Source organism: Bradyrhizobium sp. CCBAU 45384, from assembly GCF_028128665.1.
Taxonomy (GTDB): Bacteria; Pseudomonadota; Alphaproteobacteria; order Rhizobiales; family Xanthobacteraceae; genus Bradyrhizobium; species Bradyrhizobium manausense.
Genome location: NZ_LBIZ01000108.1, coordinates 133,484 through 154,639 on the forward strand (window position 1 = coordinate 133,484; position 21,156 = coordinate 154,639).

Annotated in this window: 16 protein-coding genes; 7 read left to right on the top strand and 9 right to left on the bottom strand. The window is 65.3% G+C overall.

Going from position 1 to position 21,156, the window contains the following annotated elements; translation table 11 throughout:
• Positions 1–29 precede the first annotated feature (29 nt).
• Positions 30–5,945 (bottom strand): apolipoprotein A1/A4/E family protein, encoded by a 5,916-nt coding sequence (locus XH80_RS19185; protein ID WP_271599896.1) that lies wholly within the window; start codon positions 5,943–5,945, stop codon positions 30–32.
• A gap of 406 nt (positions 5,946–6,351) precedes the next feature.
• On the opposite strand from XH80_RS19185, the gene XH80_RS19190 reads away from it, so the two are divergent.
• Entirely contained in the window at positions 6,352–6,726 is a 375-nt protein-coding gene (locus tag XH80_RS19190) for an Hpt domain-containing protein (protein ID WP_271599897.1), read from the top strand.
• Between the two features lie 176 nt (positions 6,727–6,902).
• Positions 6,903–7,223, top strand: coding sequence for a 2Fe-2S iron-sulfur cluster-binding protein (locus XH80_RS19195; protein WP_271599898.1), 321 nt, complete (start codon positions 6,903–6,905; stop codon positions 7,221–7,223).
• Positions 7,224–7,307: 84 nt separating this feature from the next.
• Here XH80_RS19195 and XH80_RS19200 read toward each other — a convergent pair whose 3' ends face one another.
• A complete protein-coding gene (locus XH80_RS19200; RefSeq protein ID WP_271599899.1) occupies positions 7,308–7,775 on the bottom strand; it encodes an acyl-CoA thioesterase in 468 nt (155 codons plus the stop codon).
• Between the two features lie 182 nt (positions 7,776–7,957).
• Here XH80_RS19200 and XH80_RS19205 point away from each other — a divergent pair, with 182 nt between their 5' ends.
• From XH80_RS19205 to XH80_RS19215, 3 genes are all read left to right on the top strand, one after another.
• Complete coding sequence (locus XH80_RS19205; RefSeq protein ID WP_271599900.1) at positions 7,958–8,986, top strand: NAD(P)/FAD-dependent oxidoreductase; 1,029 nt, start codon at positions 7,958–7,960, stop codon at positions 8,984–8,986.
• 124 nt (positions 8,987–9,110) lie between these two features.
• Complete coding sequence (locus XH80_RS19210) at positions 9,111–9,722, top strand: DUF2147 domain-containing protein (protein ID WP_220003052.1); 612 nt, start codon at positions 9,111–9,113, stop codon at positions 9,720–9,722.
• A gap of 245 nt (positions 9,723–9,967) precedes the next feature.
• Positions 9,968–10,324: a hypothetical protein gene (locus XH80_RS19215; RefSeq protein ID WP_271599901.1), complete on the top strand. Its 357-nt coding sequence runs from the start codon at positions 9,968–9,970 to the stop codon at positions 10,322–10,324.
• 51 nt (positions 10,325–10,375) lie between these two features.
• On the opposite strand, the gene XH80_RS19220 is transcribed toward XH80_RS19215, so the two are convergent.
• Together XH80_RS19220 and XH80_RS19225 are read right to left on the bottom strand one after the other, a co-directional pair.
• The gene (locus XH80_RS19220) at positions 10,376–10,840 is read right to left on the bottom strand and encodes a hypothetical protein (RefSeq protein WP_271599902.1); all 465 of its coding nucleotides are present in this window, start codon (positions 10,838–10,840) and stop codon (positions 10,376–10,378) included.
• Positions 10,841–10,861: 21 nt separating this feature from the next.
• Positions 10,862–11,767, bottom strand: a complete 906-nt coding sequence (locus XH80_RS19225; RefSeq protein ID WP_271599903.1) for an AraC family transcriptional regulator — start codon at positions 11,765–11,767, stop codon at positions 10,862–10,864.
• A gap of 347 nt (positions 11,768–12,114) precedes the next feature.
• Here XH80_RS19225 and XH80_RS19230 point away from each other — a divergent pair, with 347 nt between their 5' ends.
• Positions 12,115–13,809 carry a hypothetical protein gene (locus XH80_RS19230; RefSeq protein ID WP_271599904.1) on the top strand — a complete coding sequence of 565 codons (1,695 nt, stop codon included), beginning with the start codon at positions 12,115–12,117 and terminating at the stop codon, positions 13,807–13,809.
• Positions 13,810–13,829: 20 nt separating this feature from the next.
• Positions 13,830–14,534: an outer membrane protein gene (locus XH80_RS19235; protein ID WP_271599905.1), complete on the top strand. Its 705-nt coding sequence runs from the start codon at positions 13,830–13,832 to the stop codon at positions 14,532–14,534.
• A 16-nt stretch (positions 14,535–14,550) separates the two neighbouring features.
• Here the strand turns inward: XH80_RS19235 and garD are convergent, their stop codons facing one another.
• The 5 genes from garD to XH80_RS19260 all read right to left on the bottom strand — a co-directional run bounded on the left by garD (position 14,551) and on the right by XH80_RS19260 (position 21,099).
• Positions 14,551–16,092 carry a galactarate dehydratase gene (garD, locus tag XH80_RS19240; protein ID WP_271599906.1) on the bottom strand — a complete coding sequence of 514 codons (1,542 nt, stop codon included), beginning with the start codon at positions 16,090–16,092 and terminating at the stop codon, positions 14,551–14,553.
• A 119-nt stretch (positions 16,093–16,211) separates the two neighbouring features.
• Positions 16,212–17,660: an aldehyde dehydrogenase family protein gene (locus XH80_RS19245; RefSeq protein ID WP_271599907.1), complete on the bottom strand. Its 1,449-nt coding sequence runs from the start codon at positions 17,658–17,660 to the stop codon at positions 16,212–16,214.
• An 81-nt stretch (positions 17,661–17,741) separates the two neighbouring features.
• On the bottom strand, positions 17,742–19,085 hold the full coding sequence (gene gudD, locus XH80_RS19250; protein ID WP_271599908.1) for a glucarate dehydratase: 1,344 nt from the start codon (positions 19,083–19,085) through the stop codon (positions 17,742–17,744).
• A gap of 26 nt (positions 19,086–19,111) precedes the next feature.
• Positions 19,112–20,056, bottom strand: a complete 945-nt coding sequence (kdgD, locus tag XH80_RS19255) for a 5-dehydro-4-deoxyglucarate dehydratase (RefSeq protein ID WP_271599909.1) — start codon at positions 20,054–20,056, stop codon at positions 19,112–19,114.
• A gap of 137 nt (positions 20,057–20,193) precedes the next feature.
• Positions 20,194–21,099: a LysR substrate-binding domain-containing protein gene (locus tag XH80_RS19260; protein WP_271599910.1), complete on the bottom strand. Its 906-nt coding sequence runs from the start codon at positions 21,097–21,099 to the stop codon at positions 20,194–20,196.
• Positions 21,100–21,156: the final 57 nt, after the last annotated feature.

The window sequence follows — 21,156 nt, forward strand, 5'->3', positions numbered from 1 at the left end:
TAATCTCATCGCGCTTAAGCCTCGCCGCTTTATCCCAACCGCCCCGCCGCATGTGCGAGCAGGGTGTAGACCAGGCCCGTCTCCGAGGTCAGGTGGCTGCGCAGCTCCTGCGGGCCGCGGCCGTCGCGAGCGACTTCGTCGAGCAGGCGTTCGAACTCGCCGATGTAGCGGTCGACCGTGGCCTTGAAGTTGCGGTCGGCGCGATATTTGCGGCCGACCTCGTCGAAGGCCTTCTGGCCGGCGGGCGTGTACAGGCGCTTGGTGAAGGCCTTGTTCTCGCCGCGCTGGTAGCGGTCCCACATCTCGGCGGCGAGGTTGCGGTCCATCAGCCGGCCGATGTCGAGCGACAGCGATTCCAGCGGATTGCTGCTCGCCTGCGGGGCCTGCGGCTGCGGAGCGGGGGCAGCCTGGCGGCCGCGCGGGGCGGCCTCACGACCGGTCGAAGTCGCCTGGCCCGCGTCCGTGCGGTTCAAGAGATCCGACAGCCAGCCGTCGCGGCCCTGGTCGTTGCCACCAGGGGCGACCGGGGGGGCCTCGGTGCGACGCGAGGAGGCGGGCATGCCGAGGTCCGGCGGCGGCAGCGTCGAGGCGCTGCCGGTGTCGCGCGTGCGGGTCTCGATGCCACGACCGCCCACGCTTGCCATCACCGGCTCCTCCTGGCGCTGGACAGCGACGGAGGCGCGGCCCGCCGTGGTGACGTCGAGGCCGCGGCCGTGCTGGGCCACGATGCGGTTGAGCTCGGCGAGCGCCTCAATCTGGTCGACGATCACCTTGCGCATCTGCGCGGTGCTCTCGGCGGCCTCCTGCGGCATCTCGAGCACGCCGCGGCGCAGCTCGTTACGGGTGGCTTCGAGCTCGTTGTGCATCTCGAACGCCATCTGCTTCATGCTGGCGACCAGGTTGCCGAACTTCTCGGTCGACTGCTTGAACATCGCATCCGCCTCGTCGGTGGTCTGGCGGTAGATGTCGTGCATGGCCTCGATGGTCTGGCGATGCTCCTCTTCGGACGCCGCGCGCACCGCCTCGAACTGGCGGGTGATCGCGGCCGAGCCTGCGCCGGCGGTCTCGGCGACCACGCGCGCGATGTCGCGGGCGCGCTCTTCGGCCGCAGCGAGCGACTCATCGAGCAGCCCGGTGAAGCGCGACAGGCGCTGGTCGAGATCGGCGGTGCGCAGGTCGATGGTGGTGACCAGCGATTCCAGCGCCGCCTTGCGTTCGGCAAGCGAGGCGGTGGTGTTCTTGTTGCTCTGCTCGACCACCTGTGCGGCCTCGACCAGCGCCTGGCCGTGCTTGTCGAACTGGGTCGACAGCTCGCCGAGATCCTGCAGCGCCCGGGTGGTCTTCGTATTGAAGACATTGAGCTGGTCTTCCAGGTTCTGCGTCGCCGCTCCGTTGCGCGAAGTGACGTCGTTCATCGCCGAGACGAAATCGGCGACGCGCGTCACCAGTGCCCGCTCCAGCGAGTTGAGGTTGTCGTGCGCACCGGTCAGCACCTCCTGGAGCAGGATGTTGCCTTCGCGCAGACGCTCGAACAGGGCGACCGTGTCGGTGCGCAGGATCTTGCTGGTCTCCTGCATCTCGGTGACCGCAGCGATGGAGACCTGGCGCGACTGGTCGATCGCCGCGCGCGAGGCTGTTTCGAGGTCCTTGAGCGACTTGCCGACGGCGCTGGTCGCGATCTCGCTCGCCGCGTTGATGGTGCGGGCGACTTCGTTGCCGTTGCCCATCATGCTCTGCGAGAAGGCCTGGCCGCGCGTCTCGATCGACTTCAGCGCGTCGGAGGTGACGCGGTCGATGTCGAGTGTGAGCTGGCTGGTCTTCGAGCCGATCGCGTCCACGAGCGAGCCGCGCTTGCCGTCGATCATGTTGGAGAGGCGGTCGGCCTGCTGCTGCACATAGGTGACGATCTCGTCGGTCTTGCCGGTCATGGCCTGGCCGAAGCTCGAGCTGGCGGCGAGCACCGAACGCTCGACGTCGGCCGAGCTCGACTTGACCCGCGAGCTCGCCTCATTGGAGGCGGAGATCAGCGCGTTCTGGGCATTGAGCGCGCTGGTCTGGATGTCGTTGGTCGCGTTCGCCGTGGCCGTGCTGAGCGCGCGCTCGATCTCGGTCGAGATCGTGCGGATCTGACTTGCGGCGTCCGCCGAAGTCGAGGTCAGCGAGATCTGGGCCTCACGCGCGCTGCTCAGGATGGTCGAGGCGGTGTCGGCGCCGACCGCGGTCAGCGTGCGCTCGATATCCGTCGTTAGCGACTTGATCTGGGTCGCGGCGTCGGTCGAGGCCGAGATCAGCGTGCCCTGGGCCTCGCGCACGCCGCTGGTGAGCGCTTCGATGGTGGCGCCGCCCGCGGTTGCCAGCGCGCGCTGCATCTCGGCGGCGAGCGAGCGGACCTGGCTGGTCTGTTCGGCCGAGACGGAGAGCAGGGTGCTCTGGGCGTCGCGGGCGCTGGCCGTGATGGTTTCGGCGGTCGTCAGGCCGACCTGCGACAGCGAACGATGCACTTCGGCCGCGAGCGACTTGACCTGGCTTGCGGCCTCCGAGGACGCATTCACGAGCGTGCTTTGAGCTTCGCGGGCGCCAGCCAGAATGCTCTCCGCCGTCGAAGTGCCGGCCATGGAAAGCGAGCGCTGCACGTCGGCTGTGAGGGCCTTGACCTGGTTTGCCGCATCCGCAGATCCGGCGACGAGCGTGCTCTGGGCCTCGCGCGCGCCCGTCACGATGCTCTCGGCCGTCGCGGTCCCCGCCATCGAGAGCGAACGCTGCACGTCGGAGGACAGTGCCTTGATTTGGTTGGCGGTCTCGGTCGAGGCGGCGATCAGCGTGCTCTGCGCATCGCGGGCGCCCGCGGTGATCGATTCCGCCGTCGAGGTGCCGGCCATCGAGAGCGAGCGTTGCACCTCGGCGGTGAGCGTCTTGACGTGGTTGGCCGCATCCGAGGAGGCGGTGACGAGCGTGGTCTGCACCTCCCGGGCGCCGGCCAGGATCGAGGCCGCGGTCGCCGAGCCGGCTGCCGACAGCGTGCGCTCGACGTCGGCCGCGAGGCCCTTGATCTGGTTGGAGGCATCGCCCGAGGCTGCAACCAGCGACGACTGCGCTTCGCGGGCGCTGGTCAGGATCGAGTTCGCAGCACCGGTGCCGACCGCAGTCAGCGCGCGCTCAACTTCGGCCGAGGTCATCTTGAGCTGGGCGTTGACGTCGGAGGAGACCGTCATCAGCGACTGCTGCGCGGTGCGCGCACCGGTCTGGATCGTCTCGCTGGTGTTGACCACGAGGTTGGTGAGCGAGCGCTCGGCATCCTCGACATGCGAGCGGATCGCGGTCGAGATCATCTCGGCGCGGGACATCATGTCCTCGCTGGCCTGGCGGCCGCTGCTCTCGATGCGGCCTGCGACGGCCTCGACACGCGAGCCGAGCAGATCCTCGAACTGCGCCACGCGGACGTCGATGTCGCTCGCGACCGAACCGACCTTGGTCTCGATCGCCTGCTGGATGTCCTGGAAGCGCGCCGTGACCGTATCGGTCAGATGCATGCTGCGGCCGTCGATGAGGTCGGCAACGCTGGTGATGCGGCGATCGACCGCCTCGATCGCCTGTGCGGTGCCGTCGGTGAGCGTGGATGTCAGGAGGCCGAGGCGCACATCGATGGACTGCAGGGCTTGCGAGGCGCCGTTTGTCAGGGCGGTGTTCAGATAGGTGAGGCGGGTGTCGATGGTCTCGAGGGCCTGCGCCGAGCCGCCGGTGAGCGTCGTGGTGAGATGGGTCAGGCGGCTGTCGATTGTCTGGATGGTTTGCGATGCGCCGTCGGTCAGCGTCGTCGTGAGGTTGGTCAGGCGCGAGTCGATGGATTCGAGCGCCTGCGCCGCGCCGCCGGTGAGCGTCGTCGTGAGGTTGGTCAGGCGCGAGTCGATGGATTCGAGCGCCTGCGCCGCGCCGCCGGTGAGCGTTGTCGTGAGGTTGGTCAATCGCGCATCGATCGATTGGATCGCCTGCGTCGCACCGTCGGTCAGCGTCGTGGACAGCGCGTTGAGACGGCCGTCGATGGTCTCGGTGACGGACTTCGCACGGGCATCGAACGACTGCTCGAGCGCGCCAACGCGGCCGCCGAGCTGTTCGTCGAAGGTCTTGATGTGGCCTTCGATCGTGCCGTCGAGGCTGGTGATCTTGCCGTTCAACGAGGCGTCGAGATTAGACACGCGCTCGCCGATCGTGGTCTCGAACTGCACCAGGCGCTGGTCGAGAATGGCCGTGATCTCGCCGCCGTTGGCGGTGAAGCGGGTGTCGAAATTCTCGACATAGGTCTTCAGCGAGTCATGAATGTCCTGCGTGCGCTGGCCCATGCGCTCGACGATCTCGCCGCCGAAGGTCTTCACGGTGCGGTCGAACTCGGAGATGTGGCGGGTGATCAGGGCGCCCAGCGTGCCGGAATCGCGGGCGAACCTCTCGACCAGCTCGGTACCCTGGTTCTTCACCAGCTCGTCGAACGCGCTCATCTGCAGCGACAGCGAATCGTGCGCGGTCTCGGTCTGGCTGACGACATTGGCGACGAGGGTGTTGACCGTGGCCTCGAGCGCTTCGCTCGCCTTGTCGCCGGAGGTCATGATCTGGCCGGCGAGGCGGTTGCCGGCGTCGTCGATCTTGGCGGAAAGATCGTTGGAGCGCAGCTCGAGCTCGAGCAGCAGCGAGTCCGACGAGTTCTTGAGGCTGTCGTGCACCTGCTCGGTGCGCTCGGAGATGCCCTCGACGATCGCGGTGGAACGCTGCTCGAACTCGCCGGTGATGCGGTCGATACGCTCGTTCAGCATCTCATGGACGCGGTCGGCGAGGTCGACGAATTCGTCGTGGACGTGGCCGGTCTTGAAGTTGAGGCTGGTGGTCAGCCGCTCGCTGGCGTCGAGCACCGCGCGCGTGGTTTCGGCGCTGGCCTCCTCGAGGCGGTCGAGCAGGTCGCCGCCGCGCTCGCCGAGCGCCAGGATCATGTTGTCGCCGGCATGGCTCAGCGCGCCGGTGATGTGGGCGCCGCGCTCTTCCAGCGCGCCGGTGATGGATTTGGCGACCTCGTCGACGCGCGAAGCGATCGCATCCGAGATCAGCGCGATGTCGTGGCGGAGGTCGATCTGCACGCCGGAAATGGCGCTGCGGACCTGCTCGGCCTGGCCGACCAGGTTGTCACGCTGGTGGGCGATGTCCTGCAGCAGGGCGCGGATGCGCACCTCGTTGTCGGAATAGGCGCGCTCGAGTGCCGCGACCTCGTTGGCGACAAGGGTCTCGAGTTCGCCGGCACGCGCGATGGCGCGCTCGATGCCGTCGCCCATCGCCGCGACCTCGCGGCGGATGGCCTGACCGACGGTGACCATGGAATCGGAGGCCGAGCCTTCCGGCTCGGAGAAGCGGATCGCGACCTGCGCCATCGCTTGCGCGACCTGGCTCATCTGCTGGCCGCGCCAGACGAGGCTCGCGAGGAAATAGAACAGCATGATCGGCGCAAAGAACATGGTGGCGAGGCCGGCGATCGCCAGCACGCCGCCGCTCTCACCCATGGCGGCCCGAATCGAGGGCAGGAAGCCGACCGTCAGCGCGGCGCAGGCTGCAAGCCAGACCGCGGTGAAGATCGTGGCGCCGGTGTAGATGTTGCGGGCAGGGCGGCCCGTCTGCAGCGACTGCAGCAACTGGCCGATGGTCTCGCGGTCATCATTGGCGGCGCGGCGCGAGGTCCGCGGTTCCTCGATGGAATCGAACACGGCGCGCTCATTGGCGGCAGGCCGCGGTTCGAAGGCCGGATCGTCGAACACGGGCGGCGCGGGCGGTGCGACCGGCGGCACCGTTTCGTTGCGCATCGATGCATTCCGGCTGGTGTCGGCAGCCGTGTCGCTGATGTTGAGGGCTTCCTGGATCGCAGAAAGCGCAACTTCTGTGGGGTCTTTGACCTTTTTGGGAGTATTGGCCATGTTCAGTCCGAGCCCTCGTTACTTACTTGTACGCGTCCCCCGCGAGCCCTGCGCGCGGCGCAAGCCCACAGACCGGATCATGCCGCTTGCGCGGATCTCCAAGCCGTCCCCACCCGGACGGCTTGTCCGCCAATTTCCGCAACATCCTATTGGCAGAGCGTCGCGAATGAAATGCCCGCGATTAAGACATTCTTAATCATCCTTAATCATCGTTAACAGGAATGGGCCGTAACACCTTAGGCCTAAATGAAATTCTCCACTGGACTCGGCTGATTGCGGCAACTTTTCGTCAAGAAACCGGCGGATTTGCGTAAAACGACCCAAACACTTCGTTAACCATTTCCGTGCTTCGGTTGGGAGGAACCGCCGGACCGGCGGACCATCGCGCGATGCCGGGGCCTGCGCCATGACGCCTGAACTGCAACGGATGGACTGGATGCCCTCGCCCCCGCTTGCGCCCATCGACAGCCCGCTCGACCTCGACCACCTCTCGCGCATGACGCTGGGCGATGCCGAGCTTGAGCAAGAGGTGCTGGCGATGTTTGCCGAGCAGGCGGTCCGCCTGATCGCGGCCATGGCCGCGCTGCCGGCCGAGACCGGCGCGCTGGCACACAAGCTCAAAGGCTCGGCACGCGGGATCGGCGCGTTCGCGGTCGCCGATGCGGCGGCCGGCCTCGAGACGGCGATCAGGACCGGCGACAACCCGGCGAGGGCCTTTGCTGCCCTGAAAGAGGCGGTGGCCGAGGTTCGTGCCGCGATCGCGACGATCCTCAAGCACTAAAGCCGGGGTCTCCAAAGGGCCCTGGTCTGCTCACCGCATGCTTTGTTTCGGCGCTCTTTCTCTCCGGCGAACAGGTCCTCACTTCGCTTGAAAACGCTATGGCGCGGCCCTGAGCGACCCGTTATAGGACAGCCCAGACCTCCTTTTTCCCCCAGATCGCGGCAGCACGAGAACACATGGCCAAAATTCACTTTGTCGACCACAAGGGCGAAACCCGCACGGTGGAAATTGAGAACGGCGCGACCGTGATGGAAGCCGCCATCCGCAACAGCATTCCCGGCATCGAAGCCGAGTGCGGCGGCGCGTGCGCCTGCGCGACCTGCCATGTCTATGTCGATGAAGCCTGGCGCGAGAAGGTCGGCAGCCCGACGCCGATGGAAGAGGACATGCTCGACTTCGGCTTCGACGTGCGCCCGAACTCGCGCCTGTCGTGCCAGATCAAGGTCTCCGACGACCTCGACGGGCTCGTGGTGTCGACGCCGGAACGTCAGGCCTGATCTTCCTCTTTAAGAGCGCATGATCTTTCCGGAAAACCGCTACACACTTTGCGCTAACGCGGCCCTGCGGGTCCGGATCTTGCGCTAAGCGGCCGGCGGCGCGACTTCGATGCCGCGCTTGTGCCAGGGCTTGAATTTCTCGACCACCTCCGCAGTCAGCGGCGCCGGCCGCCGCGTCGCCTCGTCGAGCAGGACGCCGACCGACGTCGCCGATGCGATGCACGTTCCATTCGAGAACACGACCTGCTCGAAGGTCACTGACGTGCGTCCCAGCTTGACCACGCCGAGGCCGAGCTCGATCATGCCGGGCCAGTGCAACTCGGCGCGAAAATGCATGTCGAGCCGCACCATGATCCAGGCGAAGCCCGGCGGGGTCAGCCCGTATTCGGGAAGCTTCATCAAGGTGACGCGGCCGGTCTCGAAATAGGTGGCATAGACCGCGTTGTTGACGTGCTGGTTCGGGTCGAGATCGCCGAAGCGGACATTGTCGCTGAGGCGAAAAGGGAAGTCTTCCAGGCGCGGCGTCGTATCGAGGCGGCTTGGTGCGTTCACCGATTGATCTCCGTCAAATCCAGCCTCGTTACAGCCCAGTTATCTTGGCCCGGCAAGTGGGTGTGCCTGCGGGGCGCTCCCGCTTTTATGCCTTCCCTGATCCATTCCCGTTGGCTAGACAGGCAGGGTCACCTCTGCCCGCCGGGCGCCGTCCAACCGATAACGACCGATAAAGAGACGACATGAGCGACGTGATCAAAACCGATGTGCTGATTATTGGCGCAGGCCCCTGCGGTCTGTTCGCCGCCTTCGAGCTTGGCCTTCTCGACATGAAGGCGCATTTCGTCGACATCCTCGACAAGGTCGGCGGCCAGTGCGCCGAGCTCTATCCGGAAAAACCGATCTACGACATTCCCGGCATTCCGCAGGTTTCGGGGCAGGGGCTCACCGAAGCGCTGATGGAGCAGATCAAGCCGTTCCACCCGACCTTCCATCTCGGCGAGATGGTCGAGACGGTCGAGAAGATCGGCGACCCCTTGTTTCGCTGCACCACCGACGCCGGCAAGGTGTTCGAATGCAAGGTGGTGGTGATCGCAGCCGGCGGCGGCTCGTTCCAGCCCAAGCGTCCGCCGGTGCCGGGGATCGAAGCCTATGAAGGCACCTCGGTGCACTACGCCGTGCGCAAGATGGAAACCTTCCGGGACAAGAACGTGCTGATCGTCGGCGGCGGCGATTCCGCGCTCGACTGGACGCTCAATCTGCATCCGGTCGCGAAGCGCATCACGCTGCTGCATCGTCGCGACGATTTTCGCGCCGCGCCCCACAGCGTCGAGCAGATGCGCGCGCTGGTTGCCGCCAGCAAGATGGATTTGCGGCTCGGCCAGGTCACCGCGCTGTCAGGTGCTGACGGCCAGCTGACCGGCGCCACGGTCAAGGGCAACGACAACAATGTCAGCGAGATCGCCTGCGACACCATGCTGCCGTTCTTCGGACTGACCATGAAGCTCGGTCCGGTTGCGAACTGGGGCATCGCGCTGGAGAATAATCTGGTGCCGGTCGAGACCAGTGCGTTCGAGACCAACGTGTCAGGCATCTTCGCGATCGGCGACATCAACACCTATCCCGGCAAGATCAAGCTGATCCTGTGCGGTTTCCATGAAGGCGCACTGATGTCGCAAAAAGCCCACCGTTATGTCTATCCGGAGAAGCGGCTCGTGTTCCAGTACACGACCTCCTCCTCCAGCCTGCAAAAGAAGCTTGGTGTCAATTAGTGGCGCCGGTGTCGGGCGCGTAGCGTCCCATGGTTCTGGTGCTGGAATCGTTCGCGAAATCGCCGTAGTCTGCGGCCAATCCGGTCTTGACGAGCAAGGTGTTTGGCTTAGCAAGGTGATGATGATGCGGAATCCTTTTTCGAGCTTTCGGCTGCTCTCGCTTCTGACGCTCGCCCTCGCCCTGTCGATAGGCGCGGCGAAGCCGGCTGCGGCGCAAGTGCCGGCTCAGCAGCCGACCGCAGCGGGGCTCTGGCAGAAGGTCGAAGACGGCAGGCCGGTGGGCTGGTTTCTCTTCATCGATCACAACGGCATCTTCGAAGGCGTCATCGCCAAGACCTTTCCCCGTCCCGGCGATGATCCGAACGAGGTCTGCGCGAAATGCACTGACGATCGCAAGAATCAGCCGGTGCTCGGGCTCTCCTTCATCCGCGACATGAAGCGCGATGGGCTGAAATATGAGGGCGGCAACGTCGTCAATCCGCGTGACGGCAACATCTGGAAAGCCAAGATGACTGTCAGCCCGGACGGGCAAACGCTGACCATGCGTGGCTTCCTCGGCATTTCGCTGTTCGGCAAGGACGAGACCTGGCAGCGCCTGCCTGATGCCAATCTGGCCGAGGTCGATCCCGCGATCATCGCCAAATATCTTCCCGCGCAAGCCGCCGCCGCAAAGACACCGCCGTCCGCGACCAAGAAGGGCGGTGCGATGATGATGGCGCCGGCGGCGAAGAAGTAGGCGCCGCGCGGCCGTTGCGGCCGCTGCCTCACACAGCACTGCCATTTCTGCAGGCGAGCGCATTCGTCGAAAGGCCAATGCCGCCTACGACTGCGCCAGTAGTTCCCCGGAATGCGCCTTGGCGCCGGATTTGCATAGCTGTCGCAAAGCCGCTGGGGGAACGAGTCGTCGTTTCGCGCCTGTTCAAAAGGCGTGAGCGGCCTCGTCTGTGCCTCGTGGCGCAATTCGATCCGCGAGAAGACGATATGAGACTTGCAAGATCGTGTCCGGCGATGGTGCCGGGACTGCTCCTGCTGCTGGCAACATCGGCGCTCGCGCGCGATGACGGCCGCTATGCCAACTCACCGCTCAAACCCTGGTTCGAGAGCCTGCGCAGCGAGTATGGGTTGTGCTGCTCGGACGCCGACGGCTATGTGGTCGCCGATGTGGACTGGGAGTCCGACAAGGGACACTACCGTGTCCATCTCGACGACGAGTGGGTCATCGTTCCCGATGGCGCCGTGATCACCGAGCCGAACAAGACCGGCCGCACCATGGTGTGGAAGCATTATCTCGACGGCCACCCGCGTGTGCGGTGTTTCATGCCGGGCAGCATGACGTGAAAATGCTTGCAGCGCCCGCACGGGATGCGAGCGCTGCGAATTGCGGATGATCTAGCGCGCTTCGCTGTCGGAGGTCGTGCTGGCGAGCCGCTTCACGCGTGGCGTGAGCACCGACATCTGTACGGGAGAGGCGGGCATTCCGGCGACGATCATCATGGGCGCGGTCGACTGTTCCTCGACACCGGCGCCGCCGAGCACCTGCACTTGCACCGCCGAGATCGGAAACGACTTTACTTCGTAGGAGGGGAGTTCGCCGGCAAATGCGCTGGCCGTGCTCGCAATCATCGCGCCGGTCACGGCAATCATCGAGAGAATACGCATTTCAAAATCTCCGTGAGAAAATGACAATCGCAGATTTGGTCGCGGCACGACCGCGCCAGGTTCGCTTCCGAACCAGCATTCGATGCGGATCGATGGAGATATTTGATTGCGCGCGCCGACGGGACGAAACGCTCCGGAAACGCGCAGCTCATAGGTTTCAGCACCGTTTCGCCGGAAACTGTCGCGTGCGGCCAAGCGATGTGAGGGAGTGCGTTCTCAGCGAATCCGGAATGTGGCCGCGCGGATGTCGGACGGCGTCGCGCCATAGGCCCGGCGGAAGGTCCGGTTGAAATAGGAGATGTCCGAGAAGCCGCACTCGAAGGCGATTGCGCTGATCGTGTGGGCTGCAAAGGCAGGATCGCGCAGCATCTGCGATGCGCGCTCGAGCCGGCGCGCAAGCAAATATTCCGAGAACGTCGTGCCGTCGCGTTCGAACAGCTTGTGCACGTAGCGCGGCGTCACCGCGTGTCGCAGGGCGATCGTCGCGGCCGAGAGGTCGCCTGAGCCGAGCCGCTGGCGGATCTCCGCCTTGATCGACTGCAATCGCGCGGCGGCCACCCCACGCTGCTTTGCCTCATGCGCCGCATCGGCATTGGCGCCGATCGCGAGCGCGGCGAGATCGACGATGTGGCTCGCGGCAGCCTTGGCCAGCGACGCCTCGAGCGGGCCGTCCTCGTGCAGGGTCTGCACGTAGCGGACCAGCAGCCGCAGCGCGCGGTTCTCGGCGGGAAGCTGGCTCGCATAGGTCGAGTCGAGGTCGCGCACCAGAGCCGAAACGGCCGGCCGGGGCAGCACGATGGTGATGAAGCTGCCGAAGCTGTGCATCGTGTTCACCGAAGGATCGGTCCCGGAGATGATCGAGGCAGAGCCGGGCCGGCCGACGATCTCGCGGCCGAGCTGCTTGGTCGTTCCGGCTCCGCTCATCAAGACCGATATTCCGAAGCCGTCCCGCGCACTGGCGAGATGCTGACGGGTGACATGGTAGTGCGCCGGAGAGCGCGAGCCGGCGACCACCCCGACGCCGGGCAATCCCTGGAAGGTCACGCTGGCATGAAAGGGCGTGTCGTCGATCGTCTCGATGTCCACATTGGCGATGTTGCGGCCGTAGACCTCGCGCCACATGGCAAGGCGCCGGTGAGCTGGGAACGCGTCAGTCGAAGTGCGGACGGGAACGAAGGGCGGGGTCGGAGACGTCATGCTGCTTGGGTCGCGATCCATCGTTCGGCAGTTCGATGGCTCTGGCGCCTTGTTAGCGGATTCTCGCACCATTTCAACCGCGAGGGTCCGACTGTGGCCGCGATGCATCGAATGTCGGCAAAATGCCGATGAGTTCACACCGGTCCAATCCAGTTCATCCCAGTCCGAGCCTGCCGCGGCAGCCGCCGTTTAGGTGTTCGCACGAGCCGAAGCAGCCGCGTCGGCGTTGAGTCCCGACGCGTGCGGCGGAGACGATTTCTGGAGGAGTGGGAATGAGGATTGGTCTCGGATTTCGCAACGTGTTGCTCACGACGACATCCGTCGCGGCATCAGCGGTGTGCGGCGTCACGTCGGCCATGGCCGGCGACAACGAGGCGCTTCTGTCGCTGCTGGCCAGCAAGGGCGTGATCTCGCCAGGCGAAGTCCGCGCCGTCAGCTCGGCCCCGCCTGCTCAGCAGAACGACCGTCTGGTGGCGATCCTGCGCAAGAAGGGCGTGCTCGCCGACGGCGACATCCAGGCGCTCAAATCGAAGTCGCGGCCGGAGAGCGTGGCCAGCACGGATGCCCGACCAGCCCCGGCGTCCACCGTGCCGCCTCCGGCCGCGGCGCCTGCCGGTGCCGCGACGATGCCGCGCAAGGCGGCTGTGCTCGAGGTCGGCGGGTTCGAGATCGCGCCGGTCGGCTACATTGCGCTCACTGGCGTCAGCCGCAACACCAACACGGGCAACGCGACCACGACCAATTTCGGCGCGATCCCGTTCGACAATACAATCGGCGGTAACATGACCGAGACGCGCATGTCGGCGCAAAACTCGGTGTTCGGCCTGCGCGCGCACGGCAACGTCAGGGGCGTCGATCTCACCGGTTATTTCGAGGGTGATTTCAACGGCAACGATCCTGCCAATGTCTTCGTCAATTCGAACAGCCATACCTTCCGGATGCGGCTTGCCTATGCCGACGTGAAGACCGGCCAGTTCGAGACGAGCTTTGGCCAGACCTACAGCTGGTTGACGCCGAACCGCTACGGCATGGGCCCCGATCCGTCGGACGTCTTCCTGACCAACAATATCGACCAGAGTTTCCAGGTCGGCCTGCCATGGGCACGCCAGGCGGCGGCGCATTTCGCCTGGCACGCGACGCCGAACTTCACCATCGGTGCCGGCGTCGAAAATCCGCAGCAATATATCGGTGCGGGTGAGGTGACCTATCCGTTCGCGTTCAATGCGCAGCTCCAGTCGCAGTTCGATACCGGCGCCGTCCCCGGCACGCCGAACCGGACGCCCGATGTGGTCGCGAAGGCCGCCTACGACAGCGACGTCTGGTCGGGCACGCGGCTGCATGTCGAGGCGGCCGGCATGTGGCGGCATTTCCGCTCCACGAATATCCCCTCGCTCATCGGATCGAGCTGGAGCTGGCATGATACGAACGGATGGGCGGCGACGGTGGGGGCGAACCTCGAATTCTTCAGGACGTTCACGCTTGTCGGCAATGCGTTCTGGGGCAATGGCGGCAGCCGCTATCTCGGCGCACTCGGTCCTGATGTCGTAGCGTTGCCGACCGGGCCTGCCGGCGGTGCGCACGATATCACGCTCTCGACGGTCAGTTCGCACGGCTTCCTCGCCGGCGCCGAGTGGCGCGTTCTCGATCCGACGATCCTGTCGGCGTATTACGGCCAGGCCTATTTCGATCGCAACTACACCCTCGACACGACCAACCCGTCGGCATTCCCGGCATACGCCGGCTTCGGCGGTCCGAACTCGCCGAACACCGCCAACAAGCAGATCGAGCAGTGGACGGTCGATCTCAAGCACACCTTCTGGGCCGATCCGCAATACGGCGCCATCTCCGGCCTCACCCAATACTCCTATCTGCGGCGTGAGCCCTGGTTCGTGGCTATCGGCGCGCCCGGCGAGGCCCACACCCATCTGTTCTTCACCGAGCTGCGCTACCAGCTTCCCGGCACTTGAGCGAAACGAGGGTACGAACAATGATCAAGCACGCAATTGCCCTCGTTTCGCTGATGAGCGCTTTCGCCGGCCAGGCTGCGGCCGCGGATCTCGCAGCGGTGCCCTACGCGGCTGCGACCGCGGCGGCGCCGTGGACCGGCTTTCACGTCGGTGTCGTCGCCGGCGGGGGGCGTGGAACGGCAAACCACGATTATCCTAATCTCCCGCTCATCGGCAAGTCCGGCGACTTCGGGCAGACCGGCTGGATCGGGGGAGCCACGGCCGGATACGACTGGCAGTTCGGCACGTTCGTCGTCGGCGTCGAAGATGACCTTTCCGCTGCGAACATTGATGGCAACACATCGAACGGCTTCTGCGCCGGCACTCCGTGTCGGACGAAAATCACGTGGCTGCACACCGGCCGCGCCCGCGTCGGCGTGGCGCTCGGAGACGTCATGCCATACGTCACCGGCGGCGTCGCCGTCGCTGGATTGAAGTCCTGGAACAAGTTCAACCCGACCAATTCCGAGCCGAACGCCATTTGGGGCGGCGTCGTTGGCGGCGGCGTGGAATGGTCGTTCCTGCCGAATTGGTCGGCCAAGGCCGAATATCTGTTCGTGCCTTCGTTCGCGACGGCCACCTCGACCGACCTGCCGGACGCCAAGGTGAACGAACGCAATGTCAGCCTGGTGCGGTTCGGCGTGAACTATCACCTCGGCGACGCACCGCTGAGGGCGCGGTATTGAGCGCCGCCGTCACGGTTCACGTCACCGGCGCTGGATTGAACAGCGTCAGATCGTTGTGGATGCCCCAGCGATCCGACCACGGTTTGGTGCGGCCGGAGGCGACATCGAGGATCAGGCGGAACAGGTCCCAGCCGGTTTCCTCGATGGTCTTGGCGCCGGTGGCGATGCCGCCGGCGTCGAAATCGATCAGATCTTTCCAGCGGCGTGCAAGCTCAGTGCGGGTCGCGACTTTGATGACGGGCGCGGCGGCCAGGCCGTAAGGCGTGCCGCGGCCGGTGGTGAACACTTGCAGCGTCATGCCCGAGGCAAGCTGGAGCGTGCCGCAGATGAAGTCGGACGCCGGCGTTGCCGCGAACAGCATGCCTTTCTGCGTCGCCTTCTGGCCGGGCGAGAGCACGCCGGTGATGGCTGACGAACCGGACTTGACGATCGAGCCCAAAGATTTTTCGACGATGTTGGCAAGGCCGCCCTTCTTGTTGCCGGGCGTGGTGTTGGCGCTGCGATCGGCGCCGCCACGGGCGAGATAAGAATCGTACCAGGCCATCTCGCGCACCAGCGCGCGGCCGACATCCTCGTTGATGGCGCGGCGGGTGAGCAGCTGGATCGCATCGCGCACCTCGGTGACCTCGGAGAACATCACGGTGGCGCCGGCGCGCACCAAGAGGTCGGCGGCGAAGCCGACGGCAGGGTTGGCGGTGACGCCGGAGAAGGCATCGCTGCCGCCGCATTGGAGGCCGATGACGAGGTCGGAAGCGGGACAGGTCTCGCGCTTGCGGGTGTTGAGCACCTTCAGCCGCGCCTCGGCCTGGGTCATGATCGCGTCGACGATGGCGCCAAAACCGTCGAAGGCCTCATCCTGCATGCGGACGATGGCATCGTTCACGCCCTCCGGCACCAGCCGTTCGGGTGCAAGCTTTTCGCAGCCGAGGCCGACGACAAGGATCTCGCCGCCGAAATTCGGGTTCAGCGCGAGGTTTTGCAGCGTGCGGATCGGCACGACCGCATCCGGCGCGGTGATGGCGACGCCGCAGCCATAGGCGTGGGTCAGCGGCACGACGTCGTCGACGTTCGGGTACTTCGGCAGCAACTCGGCGCGGATGCGCTTCACCGCGTATTCCATCGTGCCCTTGACACATTGCACGGAGGAAGAGATGCCGAGGATGTTCTTGGTGCCGACCGATCCGTCAGGATTGCGGTATCCCTCGAAGGTGAAGCCTTCGAGCGGCGGCAGCGGCGTGGGAACGGCGGTCGAAATCTCGAGCTTGTCGAGGGCAGGGGCCTCCGGCATGCGGATTCGGGCTTCATCGACCCATTCGCCGGCCAGGATCGGCGACAGCGCGTAGCCGATCACCTCACCATAGCGGATGATCGGCTCATCTTGGGCGATGTCGACCAGGGCAGTCTTGTGCCCTTGCGGCACAAAGGCGCGCAGCGTCAGTCCGCAGGCAAAGCGGGAGCCGGCGGGAAGCCCGAAATCATTGACCACGATCGCGACGTTGTCGCGCGCGTTGAGCTTGATGTAGCGGGGCTGCTCTTTCGCTGCGACGTCCTGGTCCATTTGCTCTTGCCTCGGAGACTGAAGTCGTAGGGTGGGCAAAGGCGCAATGCGCCGTGCCCACCATTCTTCACGTCATGCGCAGGTGGTAGGCACGCTTCGCTTTGCCCGCCCTAGATATCTCAACCCGGGAACGTATAGGCCGTCTTCACCGTCGTGTAGAACTCGCGCGCATAGGAGCCCTGCTCGCGGGGGCCGTAGCTCGAGCCCTTCCGGCCGCCGAACGGCACGTGATAGTCGACGCCAGCGGTCGGCAGATTGACCATCACCATGCCGGACTCGCTGTTGCGCTTGTAGTGCGAGGCGTATTTCAGGCTGGTGGTGCAGATGCCGGAAGCGAGGCCGAACTCGGTGTCGTTGGAGATCGCGAGCGCCTCCTCGTAGTTCTTGGCGCGGATGACGGCGGCGACCGGTCCGAAGATCTCCTCACGCGCGATGCGCATGTTGTTGCTGGCTTCGGTGAACAGCGCCGGCTGCAGGTAATGGCCGGGGTTCTCGCGCTTGAGCAGCTCGCCGCCGAAGGCGAGCTTGGCACCTTCGTCCTGGCCGATCTTGATGTAGCGCAGGTCCTGGTCGAGCTGGCTCTGGTCGACCACCGGGCCGATATGCACGCCGGCCTTGAGCGCATCGTCGACCGACAGGCTGTTCAGACGTTCGGCCACCGCGGCGACGAAGCGATCATGAATGCCTTCGGTCACGATCAGGCGCGACGAGGCGGTGCAGCGCTGGCCGGTCGAGAAATAGGCGCCATTGACGGCGACCTCGACGGCGATCTTCAGATCGGCGTCGTCAAGCACGACCAGCGGATTCTTGCCGCCCATCTCGAGCTGGAATTTCTTCATCGGGTTCGAGAGCACGCAGGCCTGCGCGATCTTGCGGCCCGTCTGCACCGATCCGGTGAAGGAGATCGCCGCGACATCGGTATGCTCAAGCAGGGTCTGGCCGACCACCGAGCCGGAGCCGACCACGAGGTTGAAGACCCCAGCGGGGACGCCGGAGCGGGTGATGATCTCGGCGAGGGCGTGGCCCGAGCCGGGCACCAGCTCGGCCGGCTTGAACACGACCGTGTTGCCATAGCAGAGCGCGGGCGCGATCTTCCAGGCGGGAATGGCGATCGGGAAATTCCAGGGCGTGATCATGCCGACGACGCCGACCGGCTCGCGGGTGATCTCGACATCGAGACCGGGACGCACCGAGGCACCCTTCTCGCCGATCAGCCGCAGGGCCTCGCCCGCGAAGAACGCAAAAATCTGGCCGGCGCGGGCGACCTCGCCGATGCCCTCGGGGAGCGTCTTGCCTTCCTCGCGGGCGAGCAGGCGGCCAAGCTCTTCCTTGCGAGCGAGGATCTCGGTTGAGATCTTGTTCAGCGCGTCGTAGCGCACCTGCGGCGTCGACTGCGCCCAACCCGGGAAGGCGGCCTTCGCGGCGGCGATCGCCTTCTCGGTCTGCGCCTTGTCGGCCTTGGCATATTCGCCGACGAGATCATTGGTGTTGGAGGGGTTGATATTCGTGGTGACGCCGGAGCCATCGACCCACTCGCCGCCGATGAAGTTTTTCAGGATCGCAGTCATACAGTCCTCCAAGTCATTTAAGGGGGCATGATCCAGGTCGGAAAACCGGTACCCACTTTTCCGGGACCATGCCTCAGTTTCTTAGCGAACGAGGCAGGGACGCTTGTCGTCAAAGGTCCAGCCCGGGATCAAATCCTGCATGGCAATAGCGTCATCGCGGGCACCGAGTCCATGCTTCTTGTAGAGCTCATGCGCGGCCTCGATGGCCGCCCGGTCGATCTCGATGCCGAGGCCCGGACGATCCGGAACCGCGATCTTGCCGCCGCGGATCAGCAACGGCTCCTTGGTCAGCGCCTGGCCATCCTGCCAGATCCAGTGGGTGTCGATCGCGGTGACCTTGCCGGGGGCGGCGGCGCCGACATGGGTGAACATGGCGAGCGAAATGTCAAAGTGGTTGTTGGAGTGCGAACCCCAGGTCAGACCGTTGTCACGGCAGGTCTGGGCGACGCGCACGGAGCCTTGCATGGTCCAGAAATGGGGATCGGCGAGCGGAATGTCCACCGCGCCGAGGCGTAGCGCGTGGCTGAGCTGGCGCCAGTCGGTCGCGATCATGTTGGTCGCGGTCGGCAGGCTAGTTGCGCGGCGGAACTCGGCCATGATTTCGCGGCCGGAGAAGCCGGCCTCGGCCCCGCAGGGGTCCTCGGCATAGGCGAGGATGCCGTGCATGTTCTTGCAGAGGCTGATGGCCTCATCGAGTGACCAGGCGCCGTTCGGGTCGAGCGTGACGCGGGCGTTGGGGAAGCGCTTGGCGATGGCGGTGACCGCCTCGATCTCCTGCTCGCCGCGCAGCACGCCGCCCTTCAGCTTGAAGTCGGCGAAGCCGTAATGGTCCTGCGTGGCCTCCGCGAGCCGGACGACCGTCTCAGGCGTCATCGCCTCCTGATGGCGGAGGTTGAACCATTCCGCCTTGCCGGTCTCGCCCTTGACGTAGTCGACCTTGCTCTTGCTCCGATCGCCGACAAAGAAGAGATAGCCGAGCGTCTCGACGCTGCTCCGCTGCTGGCCTTCGCCGAGCAGAGCTGCGACCGGCAGATTGAGGTGCTGGCCGAGCAAATCGAGCAGGGCGGATTCAACGGCGGTGACGGCGTGGATCATCACGCGCAGGTCAAACGTCTGCTTGCCGCGGCCGCCGGCGTCCCGGTCGGCGAAGGTGGTTCTGATATCGGCGAGGATGTTGTTCATTGCGCCGACGGTCTTGCCGATCACGAGCTCGCGGGCGTCCTGCAGCGTCTGCCAGATCTTTTGCCCGCCCGGCACCTCGCCGACGCCGGTATGGCCGGCATTGTCGGTGAGGATGACGATGTTGCGGGTGAAGAACGGTGCATGCGCTCCGCTCAGATTGAGGAGCATGCTGTCGCGGCCGGCGACCGGAATCACCTGCATCGCCGTGACAATCGGTGCGCCAGATATATCCGTCTGGGCCATCGCGCGCTTCTCCCTGTTGTTGCCTGTTATTCTGCAGCCTGTTGTGACGATGGGATGGCGGGCAGATTCTTCACCAGCGCGGTCAGTTCCGCCATCTCCTGCTCGGTCAGGTCGGTCAGCGGCGGACGGACCGGGCCGGAATCGCGGCCGATCACCTTCATGCCGGCCTTGATGATCGAGACCGCATAGCCCTTCTTGCGGTTGCGGATCGCGATTAGCGGCAGGATGAAATCCTTCAGCCCGGCGTGGATGGTCGCATGATCGCGCTTGCGCACGGCGGCGTAGAAATTGGTGGCGAACTCCGGCACGAAATTGAACACGGCCGAAGAATAGGTCGTCACGCCCATGTCGAGATAGGGCAGTGCGAAGGTTTCAGCGGTCGGCAGGCCGCCGACATAGGTCAGGCGATCGCCGAGCTTGGTGTAGACGCGGGTCATCAGCTCGATGTCGCCGATGCCGTCCTTGTAGCCGACGAGGTTCGGGCAACGCTCGGCGAGGCGGGCGAGCGTGTCGGGCTGCAGGATGGCGTTGTCCCTGTTGTAGACGATGACGCCGATCTTCACGGCGGCGCAGACGGCCTCGACATGGGCGGCAAGGCCGTCCTGCTCGGAATGGGTGAGGTAGGGCGGCAGCAGCAAGAGGCCATCCGCGCCGGCCTTTTCCGCGCCAACAGCGATCTCGCGGGCGATGGCAGTGCCATAACCCGTGCCGGCGAGCACGGGCACGCGGCCCTTGGTCTCGTCGACGGCGACCTTGACCACCTCAGGAACCTCGTTCGGGGTCAGCGAGAAGAACTCGCCGGTGCCGCCGGCGGCGAACAGGCCTGCGACCTCGTACCCGCACAACCAGTCCATGTTGGCGCGGTAGGTCGCTTCGTCGAAGGAGTAGTCCGCCTTGAACGGCGTGACGGGGAAGGACAGGAGGCCCGATCCGATCTTCTGGGCCATTTCCTGCGGGGTCATCTTGCTCACGGGGCGCTGCTCCCTGCTCTCGTGTGTGTCGGGGACGCTCACTGAGGCACTGAGGCACGCGTCCATGGGCCGCTGTTTAGGAGACCGTTCGATGCGCGTCCAAGCCAAAGCCTATATCGACCGATGCGGATTGAGCATCAATCCTCCACGATCTCCGCGGACGATAATTCGCTGGCGATTTTGACCAGCGCCGACAGCAGCGGGTTCTCGTCGTCGCGGCGCCAGACCATGAAGAGCTCGACCGGGACGCGGTTGCGCAGCTTCAGCGGCCGCAGCCGCACGTCGGAGATCTTGAGGCCGGCGGCCGCGGCCGGCACGATGGCAAGGCCAAGGCCGGCGCGCACCATCGCCAGGATCGAATGGATCTGGCTGAGGTGCTGGACATAGCGCGGCAGAATGTCGGCGCGGGTGAACAGCGCAACCAAGAGGTCGTGGAAGTAGCGGCTTTCATAGGGCGAATACATCACGAAGGGCTGGTCGTCGAAGTCCTTGATGGTGATGTTCTCGGCATTGGCCAGCGGATGCTTCTTCGGAATGGCGGCGAGCAGGGGCTCGGCGACGACGCGGCGGCTGGCAAGCTCGGGCCGCGCGATCGGCGGGCGCAGCAGGCCGGCATCGATCTGGCCCGAGGTGAGGGCCTCGAACTGGTCGCCGGAAACCATCTCCTTCAGCGAGAAGTCGACCTCCGGCAGCTTGGCCCGGCAGGCCGCGATCAGCTCAGGCAGAAAGCCGTAGGCGGCGGCGGCGGTGAAGCCGATCTTGAGCGAGCCGGTCTTGCCGAGCGCGATGCGGCGAGCCACTTGCGAGGCGCTTTCGGCAAGCTTCAGGATACGGCGTGCCTCGGGCAGGAAGCTGCGGCCCGCCGGGGTCAGGCGCACCGACCGGCTGGTGCGCTCCAGGAGCGGCGCATCGATGATGTGCTCCAGCACCTGGATCTGCCGGGACAGCGGCGGCTGGGTCATGTTCAGTCGCGCGGCGGCGCGGCCGAAATGCAGTTCCTCCGCCACTGTGACGAAACAGCGGAGCTGGTTGAGGTCGAACATCGATACATGCCTTAGATGAATAAGGCGTTTCCCCGGCACTTCTAGCATCGATCACCT